Source organism: Olivibacter domesticus, assembly GCF_900109575.1.
In the GTDB taxonomy this organism is placed as follows: Bacteria; Bacteroidota; Bacteroidia; order Sphingobacteriales; family Sphingobacteriaceae; genus Olivibacter; species Olivibacter domesticus.
Genome location: NZ_FOAF01000001.1, coordinates 2029797 through 2054692 on the forward strand (window position 1 = coordinate 2029797; position 24896 = coordinate 2054692).

Here is a 24896-nt window from a genome sequence, read left to right on the forward strand (position 1 = left end):
CCTTAAATTTTATGATATGTTAAATAAAGCTAGCAAATTATTTCTTATTCCCTTACTTACACTTTTTATCGGTTGTAAAGGTACATTTAATCCAAAGCAGGAAATTGATTTACATGGAAAGTGGCGCTTCGCCATGGATGAGAAAGATGAAGGTATTGAAGGCAAATGGTATGAAAAAAAATTGGATGAGGAAGTCACACTACCAGGATCAATGACTACCAATGGTAAAGGCAAGGAAGTGGATATCAATACGCCTTGGACAGGAGGCATTAATGATTCAGCTTGGTTTACCGAGGCGGAATATGCTCCCTATAGAAAAGCAGGAAATGTTAAAGTTCCTTACTGGCTTCAACCTACAAAATATTATAAAGGAGCAGCATGGTACCAAAAGGATGTCGACATACCAGAAAAAGGATATGAAAATGGAGCTGAATTGTTTATTGAACGAAGCCACTGGGAAAGCACTGTTTGGATAGATAGTAAAAAGGTAGGCATGAAGAATAGTTTAGCAACAGCCCATCGTTATGACCTGACAGGCTTATTAACGCCAGGAAAACATACAATAACGATACGTATTGATAACCGTGTAAAAGATATCGATGTTGGTCCTAACTCCCACAGTATATCCGATCATACCCAAAGTAATTGGAATGGAATGATTGGTAAATTATATGTTGAGCCTTTAGAAAAGATACAAATAACTGACTTACAACTATTTCCAGATGTTCAGAAAAAAGAAGTGCTTGCCAAATTTAAAATAACGAACAAAGGAGCTGCGCGGCAGGCTCGTATCCACCTACAAGCTGCATTAAAACAAAAAAATAATAAAAGCATAAACGATTTAACGCAAGAACTAACGATCGTGGAAGGCGATAATGCGTTAGAAATAGCCTATCCTATGGGAGAGCATCCGGCTATTTGGGATGAATTTAATCCAACGTTATATGAGATGAATGCCCAATTAAATGTAGGTGACTCCATTGCAGACCAGCAACTGAAAGTATTTGGCATGCGGAATTTCTCGACCAAAGGCAGGCAGATATTATTAAATGATAAGCCTGTGTTTTTTAGAGGAACCCTTGAAAGTGCCATTTTTCCAAAGACAGGCTTCCCTCCTACAGACATCACATCGTGGGCTGAAATTTTTTCTGTTTGCAAAGATTATGGGTTGAATCACATTCGTTTTCATTCTTGGTGTCCACCAGAGGCTGCATTTGATGCAGCGGATAGCTTGGGCATGTACCTTCAGATAGAATGTAGCTCTTGGGCCAATCAGGGTTCAGGTCTAGGAGACGGTAAGCCTATCGATCAGTTTATCTATGATGAAAGCGAGCGCATTGTTAAAGATTATGGCAATCATCCTTCCTTCTCATTGATGGCGTATGGCAATGAACCAGGAGGTAAAAATCACAAACAGTTCCTAACCGAGTTCGTAAAATATTGGAAAAAAAAGGACGGCAGAAGACTCTACACCTCGGCAGCAGGATGGCCAGCAATACCTGAAAATGATTATAATGACATCCCTGAACCGAGAATACAAGGATGGGGTGAAGGGCTCAATTCTATTATCAACAAAGAGATCCCGCGTAGCAATTATGACTGGTTTGACGATATTAAGCAATTTAACATCCCCACCATTAGCCATGAAATTGGACAGTGGTGCGTATATCCTGATTTCAAAGAGATAAAAGAATACACGGGGGTACTCAAGGCCAAAAATTTTGAAATCTTTAGAGATAAATTAAAGGCCAACGGAATGGCTGATTTAGCAGAGAAGTTTTTAATGGCATCCGGTAAATTACAAGCTTTGTGCTATAAAGCAGACATAGAAGCAGCTTTAAGAACACCAGGCTTTAGCGGCTTCCAGCTATTAGATTTGCATGATTTCCCTGGGCAGGGCACTGCTTTAGTGGGCGTATTAAATCCTTTTTGGAAAAGCAAGGGCTACATCGATGCAAAAGGCTATAGCGAATTTTGCAATAGCACTGTACCACTAGCGCGTTTTCCTAAGATGAACTTTTTAAATAACGAAGCATTTAACGTGCCGATTGAAATTGCTCATTATGGCAATGCACCCTTACAAAATGAAACACCTATTTGGACCATCACTGATAAAAGCGGAAAAGCCTATGCTACTGGAGAGCTAAAAAAGGGAAGTATCCCAATTGGACATAATTTCTCCCTCGGTAGCGTTAGTGCCGACTTACAACATATTAAACAGGCTTCTCAATTAACATTAAAGGTAAGTGTGGGAGATTTTACTAATTCTTGGCATTTTTTCGTATACCCAAGTCATTTACCCGCTCCCGGCCAAGAAGTATATGTAACGCAACAACTAGACGAGAAGGCTAGAAAGCTGTTAAATAACGGAGGGAATGTTTTATTAACCCTCAAAAAAGGGGCCCTAAAACCTGAAAAGGGAGGAGATATAGCCGTCGGGTTTTCTAGCATTTTCTGGAACACCGCATGGACAAAACAGCAACCGCCCGTAACCTTGGGTATCTTGTGTAATCCTCAACATCCTGCGTTAGCCAATTTCCCAACTGAATACCACAGTAATTGGCAATGGTGGGATGCAATGACACATTGTAATACTATCAAGTTGGATGCTGTTGATCCGTCAATCGACCCCATTGTAAGAGTAATAGATGATTGGGTAACTGCTCGACCACTATCTTTGTTATTTGAATGCAAAGTGGGTAAAGGCAATTTACTCGTGTCGGGAATTGATTTCCTGACAGATATTGAACACCGACCTGAATCAAGGCAACTTTTGTATAGTTTAACAAACTACATGAACAGTCAAAAATTTAATCCCAAGACAAAGGTCGACGAAAAAGTAATCAGTAATCTTAGTAATTAAAAAAAAACTACCAAGCACCATCATTGGCAACAATTGATGGTGCTCCTTTTTAACTAGTCAAACACAAACCAGAACGCCTTCGGCGCCTGTTAAACTCCATTAGCAGTCACTTTCAATACTACGCTTTTTCTGCTCGCTTTTAGTTGCGGATTAAAGCCTACCTTCATTAAAAAGTCGCCAGAATACAATTGATTCTTATCAATTGGAGACACTGATTGATCGTATAGATTAATTTCTTCCAGTCGGTATTGTTTGTTAGGATCCAGTCCTTTTAATTTAATCGGGCCTGCTGTGCCAGTATTATAACGGTAATTGACAAGGTAGTTAAATAGGAGGCCTGTATCTTTATTTTTGTTGACGTATAAGATGGATGCATAATCTTCCTCTCTGGGGTTTGCCAGCCTAAACTGATCACCATGCCAAATTACATCTTTTAACTGATTATAATTTTGAACTGCCTGTTGGCAAAATTGAAGGTCTTTCTCCGGGAGCTCGCTCACGACAATATCAAAACCCATTTTTCCCATCATCGCTACGTCAACCCTGAACTTGATAGGTTGTTTGCCCCAGTCCGTTACATGGTTGGAGCTGGCTATGGCTGGGTAGAAATATGAATATTCGTACTGCATAAAAATACGTTCCAAAGGATCTGTATTGTCACTTGGCCAATATTCAGTAAAATATTGCAACGACCCGTAATCTACTCTACCACCACCTCCTGAACAGAGCATCATAGGTATCTTCGGATATTTTCCCCTAATTCTTTCCAGTACTTTGTATAATCCACGAACATAATCGACGTAAAAATTGGCCTGCTCTTTCAAGTATGGCGAATGCGCATTGTAAATGACTGCGTTACAATCCCACTTCACGTAGGCTAAACCAGGGTTTTTAATAAATAAATCATCAAGTGTTTTAAACACGAAATCCTGCACTTTTGGGTTGGACAGATCCAGTACCAGCTGACTACGAAAATAATACTCTGGGCGGTTTTCCTGTTTCACAACCCAGTCAGGATGCCGTTCATAAAGCTCGCTCTTAGGGCTGACCATTTCAGGTTCTACCCAAATGCCAAATTTCACATCATTGCTCGAAGCTTCTTTAATCAAAGAAATCAATCCATTCGGAAGCTTTTCCTTATTTTCTTCCCAATCACCTAGCGAAGAAGTGTCGCCGTTTCTCGGATACTTATTACCAAACCACCCGTCATCCAATAAAAATAAGTCAACACCCAACTTTTTTGTATCCTTTAGCAAGGAAAACAATTTATTTTCGTTAAAATCAAAGTATGTAGCCTCCCAGTTGTTCAAAAGAGTTAAACGCTCTCCTTGGCCATCCAATAGTTTATATTTCCTCGACCAATTGTGCAAATTTCTACTTGCTTCCCCGGTCCCATTATTCGACAGCGTGTATAGAAATTTAGGCGTAATAAACTCCTCGTTTGCTTTCAATACGTAGTTAGATGCATGATTATTCATACCGGCTAATATTCGTAAATTATCTTGAGGATCTAGTTCAAAGTCGAGCTTAAAATTACCACCCCACTCTAAACCACCCAGCAACACACTTCCTACATCTTCATGAGAAGGTTCATTAAAGGACAAGATAAAAGCAGAAGGTTGAAATAAATTAGCTCTAGTACCCAATTTACTATCAATCGTTTTAATGCCATGTGTGAGTTTGGTTTCCTCAGGCTGCATTTCCATTGCCCAATCACCATGATAGTGTTTAAGCCAAAAACTTTCTGCCTTGATATTCAAATTGGCGGAAGCATATTTTGTTAATTCAATTGTTCCCTTTTCTTGGTGTTTAATTACAGCCCATTGCTCTATTACATTTTCGGCGGCATATACTTGATAGTAAAGATCTACTTCAAGGGCATATACAGCATCTTTTACGGTCACCTTAAGTTGGGTAACATTGGGTTCTATTTCTCGTTGTTGATGTTTGACATATTTTAAATCTAGCGATTGGTTGCCATCGGCATGAATAACGCTAATAGCAGGCTCTAATAGATTACGAGATCCGGAAGCAGTGTAGGCTGCCTTATACATGCCTGTATAGTCATCCGCTTGCTTATACGCTGATGCCAGCATGTTGTATTCTTGCTTATTATGAAGCTTGGGGCCTAAATAGGCCATATTAACATCTTTGTTTTCTTCGATTTGCAATACTAATGCTTGATTTTTGGTTTCCAAAACCAATTGCTCCGTTGTTTTCAATTGCAAACCATTCGACTGAGCGCTCACAAAGATATAGCAGCAAATCGCTAATAAGGATAGAATGGATCTCTTCATATGATGATGTAATTGTTCTTAGGTGTTTTTTGATTAGTAACCAACTCGATCTATACTAGTCTGTACTACTATCAAGCAAAAGTAACTATTCCATAGCAATAAGTAAAACTAATTTAGAATTAAAGAAAATCCATTAGAAAATTAGCCAACGAATTTCCCTTTTTATTCATTCTACCAAATGATTCGTTTGGTATTTTATTAGGTCAAAAAAGCGCGTTAAACTATACTGAATTTATAACAAACGGAATGACTATACCTTTCTGATGGCTTTAATATTGGCGAAGGAAATGCTTTTTTATTTGGGGCATCAGGAAAATGCTGTGGCTCTAAACATAATGCTTGATAAGGCTGGAAGGGATCTGATAAATAGTTTCCAAAATACAATTGCATTCCTGGTTGCGTAGAACTAATCTGCAGACATCTTCCGCTAAGCTTATCCATGAGCGTCGCCATCAACTGTAGTCCACGCTTATCACCAAAAACGTAGTTCACCGTATCAAACTTCAGCATAGCAGCGTTTAGAAGGCTATCTTTCCTGAAATCAAAAATTGTATTTTCTACTGATGCAATACTGCCTATCGGAATATTATGTTCATCAGCCGGTGTGTAGTATTCGGTATGAATTTGCAAATGATGGGTACGAATGTCCGACGAATCGGATAAGTTAAAATAGCTATGGTTACATAGATTAACGATGGTTGTTTTATTAGTGGTAGCTTGATAGTGAATCCATAATTCGTTATCGTTATTTAGCAGAAATGAAACGATAACATTTAGCTTACCGGGATATCCTTCCTCATTATCTGAGCTGGTATAGGCAAGATCAACCCTATCGTCCGTCTGTTTAACTATTTGCCAAAGCTTTTTACTAAAACCTGAAAATCCACCATGTAAATGGTTGTTCGCTGCGACTTCATTAACAGATAACTGACAACATTTATTATCAATCGTTAATTTACCTGCCTTTATTCTATTGGCATACCTACCAATTGTTGCCCCAATATAATAGGGATCAGGTATGTAATCAGGCAGAAGTAAATATGATAAGACAACATTTGTTAACTTGCCATTTCTATCCGGCACCAGTAATTTAGTAAGCGTAGCTCCCAGATTAGTAATCCCTACCTGGATTCCACTCTTATTCTTTAGCAGAAGCTGCTTCATATATTTATGCCGGTAAGCTGTTTCAGAAAAGGCACCATTTTTTTATGTATTCTAGCGCCCATATGGCTGTTGTTCAACTGAAGAACTTGGTCGAAATAAGCGACTGCTTCTGCTATATTACCAAAACCGAGCGCTGCAAGTCCTATCATATATAAACAATGGATATGATTTTTAAATGAAAGATCTTGCTCAAAGACCAAGAGATCAGGCAGTGACACGGCCATATAATCAATTGCAATGGTGTCATGTAGGTGCTTATTACCAAAAGCTAATAGCTTGTTAAAAATCCGATTTGCCTTATCACGCTTGCCCAATTTCAGCCAAGCTAGCCCCTGATAAAAAATCTTGTCCGGTTGTGGATCATTGTAGAAAATGGCTTGTACAGGTTCCTCATCACCGTTGGTAGCCAACGTCAGTTGTTGATTAGCTTTTTCGTCTTCTCCAAGTTGTTCATATGTCAGTCCCTCTAGGTAGTTTACATCATTTTCAGCGGTGTTCGGCAACTTTCCTTCTCCTAAATTATATGGATATTTTTTCAACACATGGAGGTAATTCAGTGCATTCAAAGCATCATTATTTAAAAGTGCGGCTTTAGCAAGTTCTTGTCCCGCTACTAAAAATTGATCTGTAACCTTTCCCTCTCCGCCTTCCCACGGATGAAATTGTCGCATATTTAATAAGCTATACGCTTCTTCATTTCTTCCCAACAAATTCAAAAGGGTGATACGTTCTAAAAATAGGTCATCACGATCTTCTACCAAAGGCATATGCATTTCCAAAAAGTCCAACCTTTTCTGCGGGGCGACCTGCTGTAATTTATATAATTGATCTAGCTCCATCAATACTCTCGCATCCGTACTATCCAATAAAAATGCTTCTTCCAGCATATCCTTAGCCTTTCCATACTCCTTCAACTTATTATAGTAAGCTAAAGCAAGGTTTCTTTTCACAGTTGCAAAATGAGGGTCCAACTTTACAGACTCCTCCCAGCAGGAAATGGCCTTTTGATGCATCCTTTTATCGTACCAATAGTTACCAAGGTAGTAGTATGCTTTCGCGTCAGCGGAATTAAGTTGAATGGCTTGCTCCAATACGATCATATCCTCAATCCTGTTAGGGAAACAATAATCAGGTGTGCATGATGATGCTTTATCAAAGTAAGAATGAGCCGCTGATAATGTTCCTTTGGTCCATAAGATAGCACCTATATGGTAATTCAATAATGGGTTATTTGCTGCGGAAGCTGCTATCCACAACAAAAAATTGAAGGCTTCATCATAACAACCTGCTTGCTTATAATCAAGTGCATATTCAATAAAAGTATCGACTCTCCCATCCATTAAGGATACCGCGTGCTGCCGAACAGTTATTGCTTCCGCTGTTTTGGATAGCGTCGACAAGAGTAGGTGCTTTTCAAAATAAACACTGTAATTAAATGGATCGAGTGTAAGCGCCTCATCAGCACATCGCAAGGCCTCTTCATATTTTTCTAATTTTCTAAGTATAAGCACCTTAAGATGTAATATTTGACCACTTTTCGTATTTCGATTCAGCGAAGCCTCTGCATGTTCCAGCGCCAACTGATAGTTTTCTTTCTCTACATCAATTCTAGCAAGCATTAAATAGGCACAGTCTTTCCATGCAGCACTCCATGTCGCTTTATAAAATAGCTCATATGCCTCAATAAGCTTATTATTGAACTTTAGTGTGAGTCCAAGATTATACAACACCTCACTATCATAAGCATTGACATTACGCATAAACAGGCGCTCCTTTGCTTTGCGGAAATACCCTTCGGCTTCTTCAAACATACCCCTTCGTAACAACCAGAGGCCCATCGCATTATTGTTTCGTAAATCACCCGCGTCACGTTTTAGGGCTTCTCGGTAATAAGCGGTTGGATCAAATGTTGCATGTCTATATTGTTCTAAGTGCAAGCCATGCAAATAAAGTTCTTCTGTGTTAAGTACATCAATGGGACTAGGTGCTGGGCTTGCGGGAGGAGGTATCTCTCTTTCCTCTTCCTTCTCTGGCTGATAACTGATCAACAAGTTTTCCTTGTTGTTATATATTTCCAGTAAATAGTCGTGTAGGGGCTGGTTCCCAACCCCTGCCGTAATTGTTTCTATATATACCTCTGAGGGAGATAAAGAACACGTTCTTTCTATAAAAGGAGTACTTCCACGTTTCAGAACAATATATATGTTCTTGAAAGTACTGGTAGCGTACACCCCTAATGTGAGCTGTCCATCTTGCAGGTCCAGATGTACCGCAACATTTTTATTGGCATTTTTCACCATACCAATGGTGTTATATGGCATAAAATACTGCACAAATGACTTTTCTTCATTGGGCTGTAACCAAGAAAAATCTGGCTGATTATCCGTATAAGCCCCTGTCATTAGCTCAATATAAGGCCCATCTTCATCCGTAAGATTGCGATCCCAAGCTTGTCCGAAGTCCGCATTTCCCCACGTCCACTGTTTTTTACCCGGAACGGTATGATGATTTGCAATGTGAAGCATACCAGCAGCGGTATCATACTCGTAACCTCCCATAAAATCATACTTTGAGTTAACGGCCATAAAGGAGGTGGGTACAGGGATATTTTTATAACGGGAAATATCTGTTCCGGGCGAATAATCCATTTTATAATACACTCCTTTTGCAATAGGAAAGGAGGAAACATCTCGCTTACCGTGATCAAATACGGCGTGCACATCAGGCGGAAAAATTGATTGATAAAAATCATTCACCTTAACAGCTGGATTCGCCCACCATAGAAATGTTTGAGGAAATAGGGTTCTATTGGTTAGATGTGCTTCGATTTCTAAATAAGCCTTCTGGGGATATAATGTGAAGCCTACTTTGGCCTTTGTACGAAACATCACTTCTACTTCATTAATCCAAATCGTTTTCACACCCATACCACGCTCTTCAAGCGTATAATCAACCGGTAGAAAAGTACTCGGACGATGATGTTGTGGCCAGTTAAATTCAATTCCACCGGAAATCCAAGGCCCTGTCAATCCCACCAAGGCCGGTTTGATCACCTGATTGTAATAAACAAAATGTCTTTTCTTTACCTTATCATAAGCCATTTGTATTCTACCACCCAACTCAGGCAAAATCATAATTTTCAGATAGCTATTTTCCAAGAATACTGCGTGATATACCCTGTCTTCTTTCTCATTCGCTATTTTCTCAATTACTGGATATGGATAAACAACACCGCTACTTCCCTGGTACACCCTTTTTTCTAAAAACATAGGATTTTTTTCCGGCTTACCAACGCTATAGGTAGGAATGGTTATCTCCTCACTCCAAATATTTACATCTGTATGCATAAGTACGATAATGGTTTACATAGCAAAAGTAGTTTTTGTTAAATAGATGAAAATGGAGAAATCGTTTTTAACAATGGATTATTTTCTTAAATTGCTCCACCAAACAACCTTTATAATGAGAAAGAAAGAAGGCTTTGAAGGGGAACGTGCCATTATTATACCTCCTAAGATTATTAAACAATATCGGGATAAGCCAATAACAAAAGAATTTTATATTACGGACATTGGCTATTACCCAAAAGCAAAGCACCATTATAGGGATCGACCTGAAGGAACGGAAGAACATATTATAATCCATTGTATTGAAGGTAAAGGTGTCGCGATCATAAACAACCATAGCTTCGAAATCCATCCTAATGACTTTTTAATTATTCCATCTTCTATCAAGCACACCTACCATGCGGACACTATTTCCCCTTGGACGATCTATTGGGCCCATTTTAGCGGACTTCAATCCGATATCATAAGTGCGTGTTTGTACAAAAAGATGCTAGCGCAGCAAAACAGCATCATGTACAATGAAAAACATCTCGAACTATTTAATACTATCTACAGTACCCTTCAGCAAGGCTATAGTCGAGAAAACATGGAATTTATAGCTCTTACACTCCCATACTATTTTAGTGCTTTTCTACTCCATGATCGGTTTAATTTCTCTCAAGGTACGCAAACAGAAGACCCGACAGATCAAGCGATTATATTTTTAAAAAATCGGGTTAACGAGCCTATAACATTAAAAGACATAGCCGAACATGTGCATCTTTCTATTTCGCACTTTTCCAATATCTTCCATAAAAAAACAGGCTACTCGCCCATTGAATACTTTAATCACTTGAAAATCCAAAGAGCTTGCCAGCTCCTTCAATTCACCGATAAAAGAATTTTTGAAGTGGCCCTCGCTATCGGACTTGAAGATCCTTATTATTTTTCGCGGCTCTTTACTACACATATGGGTATTTCTCCAAAAAACTATCGCATGAGATGGTCACTAAAACCTAAACTGTAAATGAACATTCAGTCCCTATCTATTCAATTCTTAGTTTTAGCTACTATGAGCTTTTTTTATTTTTGCTGCGATTTGTAGAATTTATTTATTATTTTTATAACACGCAAACCTTAAATACTAAGGAAAAGAAAAAAGGACAACTAATCAACCTTTATATAAGTCGGCCGAGTGTTACTACTCGGCCTTTTTTGTAATTATTTCTTTCAATTCTCTATCGACGCACAATAAATCAACAATGTATTTGAATTGCTATTATTCATTCCAATTATCTGTTCTAAATGGGGCAGCCGGCAAACCTTCCACATTAAATAAGACAACATTTGGGTTATTTGCCCAGGCATAACGAATAGCCACAGGCTCTTTCACTTGCGGACTACTTACCACCATTCTATTTCCATGAATTTTAGCATCCGCCCAATAGAATTTATGATCATTGCCAGCTACCGCGAAGGCATGACTGCCGCTATTTCCATTTAAAACCAATTGGTTCTCAGTCCCGTCAAAACGAAGTAATACTTCGCCCTTTTTTATTTTATAGGACTTTAAAGATGGGCCACGACATACTGTTTTTTGTTGATAGGTATTTTTTAATGCTAAAAGAGCTAAGCGTTTTCCTACATCTTGCTTATTTTTTGGATGAATATCATCGGCATCCCCAATATCCATAATTACAGCCATGCCCGTGTTTGGTAACTTAAGTGCATATGTTTGTGCTTCTCGCAACATTGCCCAATCGGAGGCTACTGGCGATTCTTCCTTTTTCTTATAATTAGCCAACTGAACAAAGTAAAATGGGAAGTTGCCTATCCCCCATTTGTTCCTCCAATCTTTAATCATGTCTGGAAATAATGCCCGATAAGCCATCGCTCTACTAGCATTTGATTCGCCTTGATACCAAATAGCACCTTCAATGGGAAAACCAATAAAAGGTTCTACCATCGCATTATATAATGCTGTGGGTTGATTTCCATTTTTAACATCAAATAAACCTCCATCTGTGGTTTTCATTTTATCGTAGGCTTCTTTTAATTCCTCATATTTAGTGAGTGTTTGTTCACTCATCCATGCCTCAACATAGGTACCACCCCACGAACTATGTATTAACCCTATAGGGATATGTGTTTTTTCATAAATTTCCTTAGCGAAAAAGTAAGCAGTTGAAGAAAACTCAGGAATACTCGTTGGACTGCACGTCTGCCATCCACCCTCCCAAAGCCTTGCTTCGTCGGTTGGTTTTTGCCCTGCAGTATGTAGTACTTGTAACAATCGTATATTTGGATAATTTGCCTTTGTAATTTCCTGCTCATAGTGCTCTATTTTCCCCCAACCTGCCAAAGGCATTTCCATATTCGACTGCCCTGAACAAAACCAAACATCTCCAATCAAAATATTATGCAGCGTCAGAACTTCGCCGTCAGAAATCACCACTTCATATGGTCCACCATATTGAGGTGTTTGAACGATCACCTTCCATGCACCTGTAGCATCAGCAGCTGTTTCGTAATTCTTTCCATCCCACGATGTCGTAATAACTACAGAAGCAGATGAATTTGCTTTACCTGAAAAAGTAACCTTCGTTTTTTGCTGTAATACCATATTATCGGTAAAGAAATTTGGCAATGTGATTTTAGCTTGAATTGATTGGATAAATAAACAACAGATCAGTGCCGTCAGTTTAAAAGATGATTTCATAATATATAGTTTAAAAGTTGTCTTCGTGTATATTGGCCTTTTGGTTCTTCGTACAACAATTTTATTAAGTTTAGTTGCTACCAAAATAAAACAAAATTTTCAATATCTAAACGTCATCGATCATTCGGTATTTATAGTTCGAGCGGATCATCTAAGATTCTTTTTTGATGCAAATACGAAAAAAACTATCAAAACAGGTGGTTTATTAATACTAAACTATTATTTTATATATCTATTATTCAATTATATAAAACATTTAACTAAATAAAAAAATCATATTAAATACGAGCATATCACTTAGTCGCATATGGCCCTTTAATTTGTCGTTTCTTCACTCCATCATTTAAAATATTTAGGCCTAAGTTTGTATACATTAACAGACAAGCTACCTGGGAGTATAGCCGTGAATCCAAAAGATTCTCGTCACCCATATAGAGCGTATTCTTTATTTATTAAGAACCTCTAAGGCCAAAAAAAGCCTCATACATAGAGCTTAATGTTAAAAACATCAGACTATCTAATATAAATACGCTGTTATTATGTTATTAAAAGATAAAAATGCAATTATCTACGGTGCTGGAGGTTCTCTCGGGAGCGCCACAGCTAAAGCATTTGCTCAAGAAGGCGCCCACGTATTTCTAACAGGCACCTCTATTCATTCACTTGAAAGAGTCGCAGATGAAATAAAAAGAGCGGGCAATAAAGCAACGGTTGATTTGGTAGATGCCTTAGACGAGACATCTATTAAAGCTCACGCAGAAAAAGTACACCATTCTCAACAAAAAATTGATATTACTTTTAATGCGATAGGCTTACAAGATGTACAAAATATCCCACTGATAGACATGGAATTAGAAGACTTCATAAGACCTATCACAAGAGCTATGAGAACACAATTTTTAACTGCTAAAATGTAGGATCTATCATGAAAAAGCAGGGATCTGGCGTCATCTTATCGATTACTGCTACTCCTGGGGGAATGTGCTATCCCAATGTGGGAGGATTCGGCCCGGCATGTAATGCGATCGAAGGTTTTTCTAAGAATTTAGCCGCAGAACTCGGTCTCAACGGTATCCGCGTTATAACAATTCGGTCAGCAGGATCTCCAGATTCACGCCCCTTCCAAGAAGCGTTGGATCAGAATAAAGAAATGGCCGATACATTCATCCAGAAATTAGTCGAGGACACCATGCTAAACAAACTCCCTTCAACAAAAGATATCGCAAATATAGCGGCATTCCTAGCCTCCTCTCACGCCTCCGCAATAACAGGAGTAACGGTCGACGCCACAAGTGGAACAACAAGCGGATTAAATGCAAACAAGACACCTATTGCTTTTATTTAGGTTAACTATTATAAATGATACACCATCAAGATCATTAACAAAAAAATTATCAATGAGAAAAATAATTGTATGTAACTGGGTATCCTTAGATGGATTTTTTTCTGGACCTAAAGGCGAAACGGATTGGTTCTATTGGAACGAGGAACTTGAAGCGCACCAGCATAATTTCTTTAAAGAAATTGATACTATGCCATTTGGAAGAATTACTTACGAGATCATGTCGAGCTATTGGCCAACACCTGCCGCCTCACAAGAATCGCCTCTTATAACCAATTTTATGAATCAGACGAAAAAAATAGTATTTTCTAAGAGTCTTAAAAAAGTACAGTGGGACAATACCGATCTAACAGCTGATCTTATATCATCGAACATCTTAACACTTAAAGAATCTGCTGGAAAAAACATCTTGATTTTAGGGAGCGGGAGCATCGCCTCTCAACTACTTACCCTTGAGTTGGTAGATGAACTTCAACTACTCGTCAATCCCATTATCCTCGGCCAAGGTAAATCAATGTTTCAAAGCATGCAAAAGAGAACACCAATGGATCTCATAGAAAGCAAAACCTTCGGTAATGGCTTAATGTTATCTAAATACGCAAAACAAAATACTAATAAATATAAATTATAAAGTACAATTATGGCTACAATGATGAATCCTTATTTAAACTTCGATGGCAAGGCCGAAGAAGCTTTTAATTTTTACAAATCGATCTTTGGCGGTGAGTTTTTAGGCCCCATTAATAAAATGAAAGATGCCCCCGGCACAGAGGATCTTCCTGAAGACGAAAAGAACCGTGTCATGCATGTTTCATTACCTATTGGCGGAGGTACCATTCTAATGGCTTCTGATATTTGCCCTTCAATGGGTCACAAACTTACTGTAGGGAATAATGTCTATGTTTCTTTACATCCAGACAGCCGTGAAGAAGCTGATCGTTTGTTTAATGGTCTCTCTGATGGTGGAACAATAGAAATGCCTTTAGAAGACGCCTTTTGGGGAGATTATTTTGGAAGTTTTACGGATAAATTTGGTATCAAATGGATGATCAATTATAATCCAAATCAAAGGAAATAGTTAAAGCACAATTCGAATGGAAAATATTAAAAGCAATTTAGTAAAAGTGCTTATTCCCGGTTACCGTATGCATAGTCAGCTTTTTAACAATGTAATCGATGGAATTAGCGTAGAAGATACTAAGCAACGGATTAATGGACGAACAAACCATGTGTTGTGGATGGTGGGTAATCTTGTAAACTGCAGGTATTGGTTGGCCAATGCTTTGGGTCTATCTGAAAAGGATCCCAACGATGCGTTATTCGCTGACGCTAAGGCACTGGATGAAAGTTTTAACTACCCACAGCTTGACGAATTAAAGCTTGAATGGCATAAGATCTCTCCTATTCTTTTTAACAAACTATGTAATCTGACAGATGAGGAGCTCCTGCGCAATTTTTCTATGGGGATGGGGACACCTTTTATTGAAGAGAATTATTTAAATGCAGTGGGTATGTGTGTAGATAGAGAAGAATACCTTATGGGACAACTAGCATTGATGCGAAGGATACTGGGATACGATGCCATGAAGTATAACCTTGATGCTAACATCAATTATTAAAAAAGGAATGACTGATACAATAAATATCAGTCATTCCTTTTTTAATAGGAAGACATTGTCTTATATCAATAATGATCCTTTACTTTATATTAAAATGATTATATAACTAATAATCATTAATTTATAATAAGCTTATAGCCGATACCGCGTATATTTACAATCTCGATATTTCCATCTTCCTTCAAGTGTTTTCTAAGTTTGGTAATAAAGACATCCATACTTCTGGCATTAAAAAAATTATCCTCTCCCCATAAAACCTCGAGTGCCGTCTTTCTATTCAGCACATCATTTTTATTTTCAGCTAACAGCTTTAGAAGAACCGATTCTCGAAAAGAAAGCTTGGTAATAGTTGAACCACATATGAGTTCCTGATTTTGGTTATTAAATGAAAATTTTCCAATTTCAAAGCGCTCATTTATTGAATCCTTTTTTATGGGGGGAAAGCGATTTAAAAGTGCATTCATACGCACAAGCAGTTCTTCCATGCTAAAGGGTTTTTTAAGATAATCATTACACCCCAGCTCAAACCCTTTCACTACATCTTTCGTTAACGATTTGGCTGTTAGAAAGATTATAGGCACTTGTACATCAATCTTCCGAATATCTTCTGTTAAACTAAAACCATCTTTAACGGGCATCATGACATCCAGTATACATATATCCGGACTTAACGTACGAAAAGCGGAATAGGCTCTTAGGCCGTCCTGCACAAGCGTGACTTCAAAACCTTTTAGTTCAAGGCTTTCCTTTACAATTTTACCTAAAAAGGGCTCATCTTCCGCAATTAGAACTTTTAGTGGTTTCATATAGTTAATATTGAAGTATTATCTAATCAGATGGATATATGGTTAAGCATTTAATGGTTTCACGGGCAATGTAATGGTAAATACGCTCCCTTCGTTGAGCTTACTTTTCAATTTAATCGCTCCTCCGTGCATCTTAATAATAGTGGAGACATAACTTAAACCCATGCCAAAACCTTTTACATTATGAATGTCGCCAGTAGGTACACGAAAAAAATTCTCGAACACCTTATCTTGATAAGCCGTCGGAATCCCAATGCCATTATCACTTACTGTTATCTGTAAATGATGGTCGCCTTCACACTTACACGATATCTCTATAACAGGTTCATTATCAGAATACTTAAGACTGTTTTCAATGAGATTATAAAACACGTTGGCCATATGATCCCGATCTAACATCACTTCTGGCATATCTTCGGAGGTGATCACCCGAAGCTTCGCCTGCCTATTTACTAATTGGGGTTGCATAGTAGTTACTACACTTTCAATCAACTGGGGTATATCCGTTTGCTGAAGGGAGAGATCTATTTCACTTTTCTCGAAAGCTGCCATTTTTAACACCTTGTCAACCATGGCGGATATCCGTTTCAATTCATGTTGACATATAGCTAAATATTCTTGAGAACGCGTTAGATTATCCGATATCTCCCTATTTTTAAGTGCTTCGACCGCCAATGAGACGGTCGCAATTGGCGTCTTGAATTCATGCGTCATATTATTAAAAAAATCATTTTTGATATCAGATAATTTTTTTTGCTGAAAAATCGTGCGCAGCATATATAAAAAGGCCCATGACGTTATACCTATAATAATAACCGACGCAATCAGTACCCACTGCATCTTTCTGAGGATAAAAAGAATATTATTGTTTAACGAAAAATCAAGGTAAAATGGTTTCAATACGCCTATTTTCAGCTTGGTTAATTTTGGTGAAAGTTGTTGGAATAATAAACTATCTGTAAAATAGGCTTCTCCCAAACCACTAAGGTTAGAAAATTTCAATGCATAAGGTGCGTTTATGCCATTAAGTAACATTAGCGAGTCGATGTCTTGTATTAGGGGCTTCGCAATATTGCGAAATGCCTGTTTACTGTAATAAATGTCTTTTACATTAAAGATTTCCGTTTTTTTAAATTTAGTACGCACCTGATCATGCTTAATACTATCTGTATCATGAGTCACTATTGAAAATTTAATGGATCTTCTGCTTGTATCATCTAAATTTAGATCAGGCAGTTCCGGCAGATCAGCGGCTGAATTATTAAATGAAAGGAAAAAGCTGTCTGTCTTACCACGCTCTAGCCCAATGATTCTTTTACCCATATGAAGACTATCTACGGGGACTCCCATTTTCTTCATATCTGTTTTGACATATTTTTGTCGTAGCGCTTGCATTATCTTTGCCACCTCCTTATCAAATTGCTCCGCACTCAATTGATAAGAATTATATAGCCAATACCCCTGTAACAGAAATATGCCCAGCAATGAACAGCTCACAATGATAACAATAAAACGGATTCTCTTTAATAGCATTACACAAAGCTAAGTTTAATTAGCACTACTGCCTACACCATTAACACAAGTTAGTACTAATTAACAGTATTTAACGTTGAGACTTCGCCTTAACAGTGTTTAACATTCATAAAGAGCTTATACTCAATCCACCTAAATACCTTAGTGGCTATAAAGATTCACCTAAAAAATTTAATTTATGAATAAGAAATTTCTTTTGAAAACAGGTTTATTATTAGGCATTACCTGCTTTAAATTTCCGCTTTACGCACAGGAAGAAGAAAAAGCTTTAGCAAGCATTGTTTACGATTTTGTACACATCACAGATACAAATCAACGGCAACATCCGAAAAAAGAGACTATGATTCTCTACATGGGCACCGACAGAAGTGTTTTTAAAAGCCAAACACTTGCACTCAAATTGGAGGAGATGAAAAAGGAAATGGACGGAAACCTGCCGGACGGAAAAATGGGAAAAAACCGTATTTCCTTCAATGCGCCTAATATTTCGAATGAAGAGTTGTTCTTATTTCCGCAGGAAAAGAAAATAATAACGGTGGATAAAATAGGAATGACGGACTACCTCATTCCGGAAGATTTCCCAACTATTAACTGGGAAATAACTGATGAGACAAAGGTAATTGGTGGTTATACTTGTCAATCAGCAAAAGGTTCTTTTGGCGGAAGAAAATACACGGTTTGGTTTACTACCGAACTCCCTTTCCCCTACGGTCCATGGAAATTACGTGGATTACCCGGGTTGATTCTTCAAGCTTCCGATAGTAAAAATGAAGTTTTGTTCAATTATGCAGGTTTTGATAAAATTGATAACACCGAGCTGACAATTGTCCTTCCCAAAGATGCCATAACGGCCAATCGTCGTGATTTTGAAAAGGCTAAAGCGGTTCAAGAGAAAAATTTCATGTCGAACTGGAAAAATACATTGCCAGCTAACTCGAAAGCTAAAATCGTTCTTAAAGATCAATCTGGTCGTGAACTGTCGGAAGACGAGATGAGGGCAGCAATGGAAAGAAGGGCAAAAGATAAAAAGAATCAATTAAACAATCCACTCGAGTTAGACCAAAAACAGTGATTTATTGAAATAATACCAATGTGTGGTGGTCCCTACATTAAAAAAACTTACTAGCTCTGAATGAAACAAGCATTATTGATCATCTTTTTATTTACTGTTGCTGCCGCATCTGCTCAAACAATACAAATTGCCGGCAACTTAAAAACTACTACGGGAGAGGCTGTACCCTATGCCAGTATAACGTTAAAGAATAGCCTTCAGCATATTATTACTTATACAACAAGTGATGTAAACGGTCATTTTAAGCTCAGTGTACACGATACTATCAATATACAGGGCAAAACAATCGAAATAAATCATTTAGGTTATAAAAAAGTAAGTACTGTACTGCGTTCAGGGCAAACATTATACGACATTATACTGGAGGATAAAAAAATAAACCTTGCTGAAGTTGAAATAAAGAGTCCCCCGAAGATACGTTCGAAAAATGACACATTGAGTTATGACGTTGGCTCCTTTACAAAATCGGAGGACAGGTCGATAGGTGACGTATTAAAACGTATGCCGGGAATTGAGGTGGAAGAAAGTGGTCAGATTAAATATAATGGAAAAAATATAGCTAACCTATATATCGATGGAGATGACCTCTTGAACGATCGATATAATGTAGGGACCAAAACCATTCCACATGAAATGGTAAAGGATATTGAAGTATTGCAAAATCATCAACCCATAGAAGTGATGAGGAATAAAAGCATAAGTGACGAGGTAGCGATCAACTTAAAGATTAAAGAGGAGGCTAAGCTTAAGATGAGCGGGCAGGCAAAAATTGGTGGAGGAACGCCGAATCTATACGATTTAGAGTTAAATAGCATCCTTTTTAATAAAAAACACAAAATGCTCAATGTCGCGAAGGCTAATAATATTGGAATAGATTTATCCACAGACCTTACCGCGTTCAATGCCAAGAACATGCTTCAGGCCATGGACAACAGACGCCCCGCAGAACTGCTTTCATCTGGAACAGCTTCCACACCGGGATTGCCAAAGGAACGTTATTATTTTAACGAATCGGCATCACTTAATGCAAACAATTTAACCAACCTAAAAAATGGTTTTCAGTTAAAGTCGAACATTGGCCTATTTATCGATAACAATCATCTAGACTATAATAGTTGGAACGAGGTTTATCTTAACAACGATACCATTCGCTATAGTGAATCCCAAGATATTTCAAAGAAGCCTTATTTAGCAAATATTTCGCTCAACCTTAAGGCTAATAAAAAAACATATTACTTCAATAACACCCTAAAAGTTGATTTATCCGGTCAAAAGGATGCATCTTCTTTAAACAGCAATAATCTAAATATTGGACAGCTATTGCGAACAAATACATATGACTTTTCAAATACTCTGAACTATATCCCAGAGCTGAAGAACAAAAATATTTTAAGCGTTAACTGGTATATAAATCATTATAACCAACCTCAATCGCTCGCAATAACACCTGGAATGAATGAAAACACCTTCAATGACAGCATTCCATTTCAAGGGATCAATCAATCAACTGAAATCCCTACATGGTTTAACAATGTTTCCTTCGGCTACAGGCTTCCCAAAGGCCTGATTAAACAGAACTATCTGGTTGGCCTCATAAGTGAGTGGCAACATTTAAAATCTGACTTAGAGTTAACGCAGGCGAATGGCGAACAAACATCATTTGCGAAAAGTCAAAATAACGATTTATACTGGAATCGTCATCGATTTTATATCAATCCATCTTATGAGTATGAGCGTGGTCCATGGGAAAGTATATTATCCATTCCTCTTGCTTTCCAAGGCATCACCTATAGTGATGAAAATTTCACCCTCCAAGAACAGCATAAGCGATTTTTATTTAACCCAAATTGGCTGCTAAAATATAGTGTTAATAGTGAAGACTATATTGCGACGAATTATTCCTATAGCAATCAGATAGGGAATATAAACGACATTTATCGAGGTGCTATCCTAACAAACTACCGTAACCTCCAAACAAACCGTACAACACTGCAAGAAAAAGACACACATAACGTAGACGTGCGTTATAACTTTCAAAGAAGTATCAGCATGCTTTTTATGAATGTAGGGGCTAATTATAGTATCGTATCGGCTAACACCATTAATTCTTTAGAAATCACAGATAATCTATCGCAAACTGTTCAACTGCCTTTCGCTAACAGCACAAATACATTCAGTGTGAACGGCGGTATTAGTAAATACATTTTTGCTTTGGATCTCAATGTAGGATTAAGAAGCTCCTGGAGCAATACGCGTTATAATCAGTTCCTTAACGACCAGCTTTTACCTTTTAACAATATCTCTTTTGTCTTTAATCCCTATTTCGAAACCAGGCTACTAAATCAAATTTCATTAAAATATGAGGGCAAAGGAACTTGGACTACCAGTAAATTAATTTCCGATAAGGTCAATAACTCATTTCCTAATAGGCAAATTAATGTATTAGATCAATCTTTGGGGCTCTCATATGCACCTACCAAAGACATGTTTATGAAAATAAGTGGAAGACAACTGATGACCAAGCAAAAAAATATGGAGAAAATTGATTATTTCTTCACGGATCTAAGCATCCGTTATCGGATAGATAAGTGGAAAGTGGATTTACAATTAGACGCCAACAATCTTGCAAATATAAAATCGTACGAGATGTACAGTTTATCAGCAAATGAATTTGCTTATAGCCATTATCAATTGCGTGGAAGAACCTTCTTATTCAAATTGACAGTTCGTTTATAAGGATATATTAGTATATTCGATAACCGTTTAAATTAATAAGTTAGGTTATGGACAATGAATTATTTACACTGGTTGACAATTATATAAGTAAACTTGTCGCTGTAGAGGATGACGTTTTACAGGGCGTAAATACCTCAATAGAACAAGCAGATATGCCACAAATTAGCGTCTCTGCTAGTCAAGGAAAATTCCTACAGCTATTAGCAAAATTAACACAAGCACGGAAAATATTAGAGTTGGGGACCTTAGCTGGTTACAGCACTATTTGGCTCGCGAGGGCACTCCCGAATAATGGCAAACTAATAACGATAGAATATAGCGAAAAACATGCGCAAGTAGCTTTAACGAATATTAAAAAAGCCAACTTACAAGAGATAGTGGATATTCGTGTAGGTAGGGCATTGGATATATTGCCTCAAATAGAAAAAAAGAACGAAGGGCCTTTTGATCTTATATTTATAGATGCTGATAAGCCCCCATATCTTGAATACTTTGATTGGGCCATAAAATTAGCGAGACCAGGCACTCTTATTATCGCCGACAATGTGATCAGAGAAGGGAAAGTATTGGACGCTAAAAACGCCGATGAAAGGGTTAAAGGTGTTCAGCGATTAAATGAATCTTTAAGCAAGGATACGCGCGTATTTTCTACCATTATCCAGACCGTTGGAACGAAAGAGCACGACGGGATGATTCTAGCAATTGTAAATTAACTGTTCGCAAACGAACGATTGATGTTCGATTGTGAACGCTTTGTATTCCACCAAATGTAGGTAGTGGTGGTTTAAATGTTATTTTAATGCGATGGCAGACTTCTTGTACAGCTAATTATAAAACAACAATTAGCCATGATGAAATATTACTTTCGGTCAGCACTTTATTCGCTATTTTTACTCGTTTCAGTTTCAAAATCAATTGCGCAAAATAAGCAAACCTCAACTCTTTCCCCTTTCGAAAAAGTTACAGTAAGCCCTCATATAAAACTATACTTGGAAGAAGGAAGCGAAGAAACGATCACTATTGAGGAGAACAAGGTACCGCTCGAAAAAATAAATATAAAAGTTGAAGGAAAGAACCTCCTTATCTATTTAGACGATGCAAAAATCACGACGAAACAAATAAAACAAACAGAGAATGGTCATACGCAATCGGTACCCATTTACAAGGGCACGCAAGTAACTGCTCATGTTACCTATAAAAGGCTAAAAGACTTATCGATAAGAGGAGAAGAAACAATTACATGTTTAAGTCCCCTAAAGGAAGAAAAGTTAACAGTTAATCTATACGGCGAATCTAACCTTCTGATTGACAGTATTGAAACGAACGAATTAAAGGCTACGCTGTATGGAGATAACCATCTTACGATTGACAAGGGTTCGGCTGTTTCTCAACTATTTAAGTCGTACGGTGAAAGTGAGATAAACGTACAAAATTTAACAAATGAATTTTCAAAAGTTACCGCCTACGGAAACAGCACCTTTAATTTGAACACGAAGAACAAAATAAAAGTTTGGGCTTTTGGCGAAGCACGTATTAACTATTTAGGGGATCCAGAAATACAACGTTCCATTACCATAGGAGATTTAAAAATAGTAAAGTTAACGAGTCCCCCACTCCAATAGCCTAATCAACATATTTGTAAAGAACGCTAAATCAGCCTCCCAATCGGGTAGCGGAGATGAGACTTTTCGTAGTATACGGAATGCTTGTAAATCCAATCAAGCTGTGCTTTAGCATCCTTTTCTAGCAAGGGGTCTTGTCTTTTGGCTTCAATAAATTTGCGGGAAAGCGCTTTATCTTTATGTAATATCCGAGCAGCCTCGTCTTCAAAGATATATGCCGAAAAATATTCCTTTTGTCCCAAAATGGCATCAAAAAAGTTCCAATTAAAATAGGAGTCGACCGCCTGTGGTTCGAGCGTCTCGATAATAAACCTATTCATTTCCTGATCCGTCTGTACCAATACATCTCCTGCATAGAAAGGAATATCCATTTGTTTTGTTTCCAGCTCAACTTGACTATGAAGATAATGCCCTTCAAATGGAGTAGAGATTGTTTTAAAATCTTTGATATAATACATCTCAACAGTTAACATGGTGTCCTGCTTTATCCTTTCCAGCTTCACTCCATTCAATGCTAAGAGGTCTGTAATTTTTTCATAAGCTTGGGGAATTATGTAAGCCTTCGGTTTTTGTATTTGAATGGTAGGTTTATAATGATCATACAATTTAATTTCGCGGTTAGTTGGTTTTTCCCGATTATAGTACATCCTTTGTTGGTTACTTACCTCACTTTGTTTATACTCGGCTTCATAACCCAGAAAATTGATTTTGTTATACGTGGTGGTATCAAGCTTCCATTCTAGTGGAAAACATTCCTGTTCTTTTACCGATTTTTTTGCAGCTGCCCTTACCTGTAATAAGCGCTCACCTTGTTCTGAAGTTATGTCAATGAGGTCTTGCATGAGGGCATAAGTAGACATTACACGCTGCTTGAACGGTTTCCACATATGTGTTTCAGGCATATAAGCAATTGTATTATGTAAGGCAGCGTATCCGGTGGAGTATCTTGGATTCTCCAGAAACGAAACAATACCCGATTCAGGATTTTCACCACGAAAATCGACGTAAGGCACCAAATTGTAGCCTTTTTTTTCCATACGGCGATAAAGTTCTTTGGTGTAATTTTCAGTCATATAAGTCGCTAACACATGATTTAATTTATCACGCTGAGTATCTATTAGCGTCATAACATACTGATAATCGGCACCATTACTTGAGTGATTATCCATAAAAACATCGGGGTCCCACGTGTTAAAAATTTCCTGAAAAGCTTTGGAATTATGTGTGTCTGTCTTAATAAAATCACGGTTAAGATCGAAGTTTTGCCTATTCCCTCTAAAGCCGTAACTTTCTGGTCCATTCTGATTAACACGAGAAACACCTCGATTCAGCATGCCGTCAATATTATATACCGGTATAAAGCAAAGCACTACATTTGTTGGAATCGCATTATTTTTCAACAAATCTCTAATGAGCATCATAGAAGCATCAATACCTTCTGGTTCGCCTGGATGTATTCCGTTGTTAAAAAGAATAATACTCTTATTTTTTTTACGAATAGCGCTTGGATCAAAATCGCCATCATTTGATAAAACCATTAATTGTAGAGGCTTCCCTACATCTGTCACACCATACGACAATAGCTTGGCTTTCGTATATGTTTTATCTATCGATTGATAGAATTGCTGTACTTCTTCGTAAGTGGCCGTGCGATTATGATGACTATCTAATTCAAAAGCTATCTGCTGGGCTTCTCCTAAAAAAAAGGACAAAAGAAATAGCACCAATAGTGTTAAGGACTGGTTCATTTATATTATTTTGGTCGTAAAAGTAACAAATCACACACTAAACAGCTAA

Annotated in this window: 18 protein-coding genes; 11 read left to right on the forward strand and 7 right to left on the reverse strand. The window is 37.7% G+C overall.

The annotated features are described in order from the left end of the window. Nucleotides 1-16 precede the first annotated feature (16 nt). On the forward strand, nt 17-2863 hold the full coding sequence (locus BMY50_RS08960; protein ID WP_093322447.1) for a sugar-binding domain-containing protein: 2847 nt from the start codon (nt 17-19) through the stop codon (nt 2861-2863). 89 nt (nt 2864-2952) lie between these two features. On the opposite strand, the gene BMY50_RS08965 is transcribed toward BMY50_RS08960, so the two are convergent. The 3 genes from BMY50_RS08965 to BMY50_RS08975 all read right to left on the reverse strand — a co-directional run bounded on the left by BMY50_RS08965 (nt 2953) and on the right by BMY50_RS08975 (nt 9671). Further along, complete coding sequence (locus tag BMY50_RS08965; protein ID WP_093322452.1) at nt 2953-5160, reverse strand: alpha-galactosidase; 2208 nt, start codon at nt 5158-5160, stop codon at nt 2953-2955. Nucleotides 5161-5376: 216 nt separating this feature from the next. After that, a complete protein-coding gene (locus BMY50_RS08970; RefSeq protein WP_093322456.1) occupies nt 5377-6324 on the reverse strand; it encodes an aldose epimerase family protein in 948 nt (315 codons plus the stop codon). Next, on the reverse strand, nt 6321-9671 hold the full coding sequence (locus BMY50_RS08975) for a DUF5107 domain-containing protein (RefSeq protein ID WP_093322460.1): 3351 nt from the start codon (nt 9669-9671) through the stop codon (nt 6321-6323). Before BMY50_RS08975 ends, BMY50_RS08970 begins: the two co-directional genes overlap by 4 nt. 115 nt (nt 9672-9786) lie before the next feature. Here BMY50_RS08975 and BMY50_RS08980 point away from each other — a divergent pair, with 115 nt between their 5' ends. Further along, nucleotides 9787-10677 (forward strand): AraC family transcriptional regulator, encoded by an 891-nt coding sequence (locus BMY50_RS08980; RefSeq protein ID WP_162276565.1) that lies wholly within the window; start codon nt 9787-9789, stop codon nt 10675-10677. Nucleotides 10678-10929: 252 nt separating this feature from the next. Here the strand turns inward: BMY50_RS08980 and BMY50_RS08985 are convergent, their stop codons facing one another. Next, on the reverse strand, nt 10930-12369 hold the full coding sequence (locus BMY50_RS08985) for a sialate O-acetylesterase (protein ID WP_093322466.1): 1440 nt from the start codon (nt 12367-12369) through the stop codon (nt 10930-10932). 539 nt (nt 12370-12908) lie between these two features. On the opposite strand from BMY50_RS08985, the gene BMY50_RS28585 reads away from it, so the two are divergent. The 5 genes from BMY50_RS28585 to BMY50_RS09010 all read left to right on the forward strand — a co-directional run bounded on the left by BMY50_RS28585 (nt 12909) and on the right by BMY50_RS09010 (nt 15330). After that, nucleotides 12909-13286: an SDR family NAD(P)-dependent oxidoreductase gene (locus BMY50_RS28585; protein ID WP_262496897.1), complete on the forward strand. Its 378-nt coding sequence runs from the start codon at nt 12909-12911 to the stop codon at nt 13284-13286. Between the two features lie 62 nt (nt 13287-13348). Further along, on the forward strand, nt 13349-13714 hold the full coding sequence (locus BMY50_RS28590) for an SDR family oxidoreductase (protein ID WP_262496898.1): 366 nt from the start codon (nt 13349-13351) through the stop codon (nt 13712-13714). A 52-nt stretch (nt 13715-13766) separates the two neighbouring features. Next, a complete protein-coding gene (locus BMY50_RS09000) occupies nt 13767-14342 on the forward strand; it encodes a dihydrofolate reductase family protein (protein WP_162276566.1) in 576 nt (191 codons plus the stop codon). 9 nt (nt 14343-14351) lie between these two features. Next, nucleotides 14352-14789 (forward strand): VOC family protein, encoded by a 438-nt coding sequence (locus BMY50_RS09005; RefSeq protein ID WP_202907772.1) that lies wholly within the window; start codon nt 14352-14354, stop codon nt 14787-14789. A gap of 16 nt (nt 14790-14805) precedes the next feature. Continuing rightward, entirely contained in the window at nt 14806-15330 is a 525-nt protein-coding gene (locus tag BMY50_RS09010) for a hypothetical protein (protein ID WP_093322476.1), read from the forward strand. Nucleotides 15331-15446: 116 nt separating this feature from the next. Here the strand turns inward: BMY50_RS09010 and BMY50_RS09015 are convergent, their stop codons facing one another. Together BMY50_RS09015 and BMY50_RS09020 are read right to left on the reverse strand one after the other, a co-directional pair. Then, nucleotides 15447-16136, reverse strand: a complete 690-nt coding sequence (locus BMY50_RS09015) for a response regulator transcription factor (protein WP_093322481.1) — start codon at nt 16134-16136, stop codon at nt 15447-15449. 42 nt (nt 16137-16178) lie between these two features. Beyond that, entirely contained in the window at nt 16179-17669 is a 1491-nt protein-coding gene (locus BMY50_RS09020; protein ID WP_093322484.1) for a sensor histidine kinase, read from the reverse strand. Between the two features lie 178 nt (nt 17670-17847). On the opposite strand from BMY50_RS09020, the gene BMY50_RS09025 reads away from it, so the two are divergent. From BMY50_RS09025 to BMY50_RS09040, 4 genes are all read left to right on the forward strand, one after another. After that, nucleotides 17848-18741, forward strand: coding sequence for a GLPGLI family protein (locus BMY50_RS09025; RefSeq protein WP_093322487.1), 894 nt, complete (start codon nt 17848-17850; stop codon nt 18739-18741). 60 nt (nt 18742-18801) lie between these two features. Further along, nucleotides 18802-21477, forward strand: coding sequence for a TonB-dependent receptor (locus BMY50_RS09030; protein WP_093322492.1), 2676 nt, complete (start codon nt 18802-18804; stop codon nt 21475-21477). Nucleotides 21478-21524: 47 nt separating this feature from the next. Next, entirely contained in the window at nt 21525-22190 is a 666-nt protein-coding gene (locus tag BMY50_RS09035) for an O-methyltransferase (protein ID WP_093322498.1), read from the forward strand. Between the two features lie 135 nt (nt 22191-22325). Continuing rightward, a complete protein-coding gene (locus BMY50_RS09040; RefSeq protein WP_093322501.1) occupies nt 22326-23099 on the forward strand; it encodes a GIN domain-containing protein in 774 nt (257 codons plus the stop codon). 26 nt (nt 23100-23125) lie between these two features. Here the strand turns inward: BMY50_RS09040 and BMY50_RS09045 are convergent, their stop codons facing one another. After that, a complete protein-coding gene (locus BMY50_RS09045; RefSeq protein ID WP_093322504.1) occupies nt 23126-24847 on the reverse strand; it encodes a M14 family zinc carboxypeptidase in 1722 nt (573 codons plus the stop codon). Nucleotides 24848-24896: the final 49 nt, after the last annotated feature.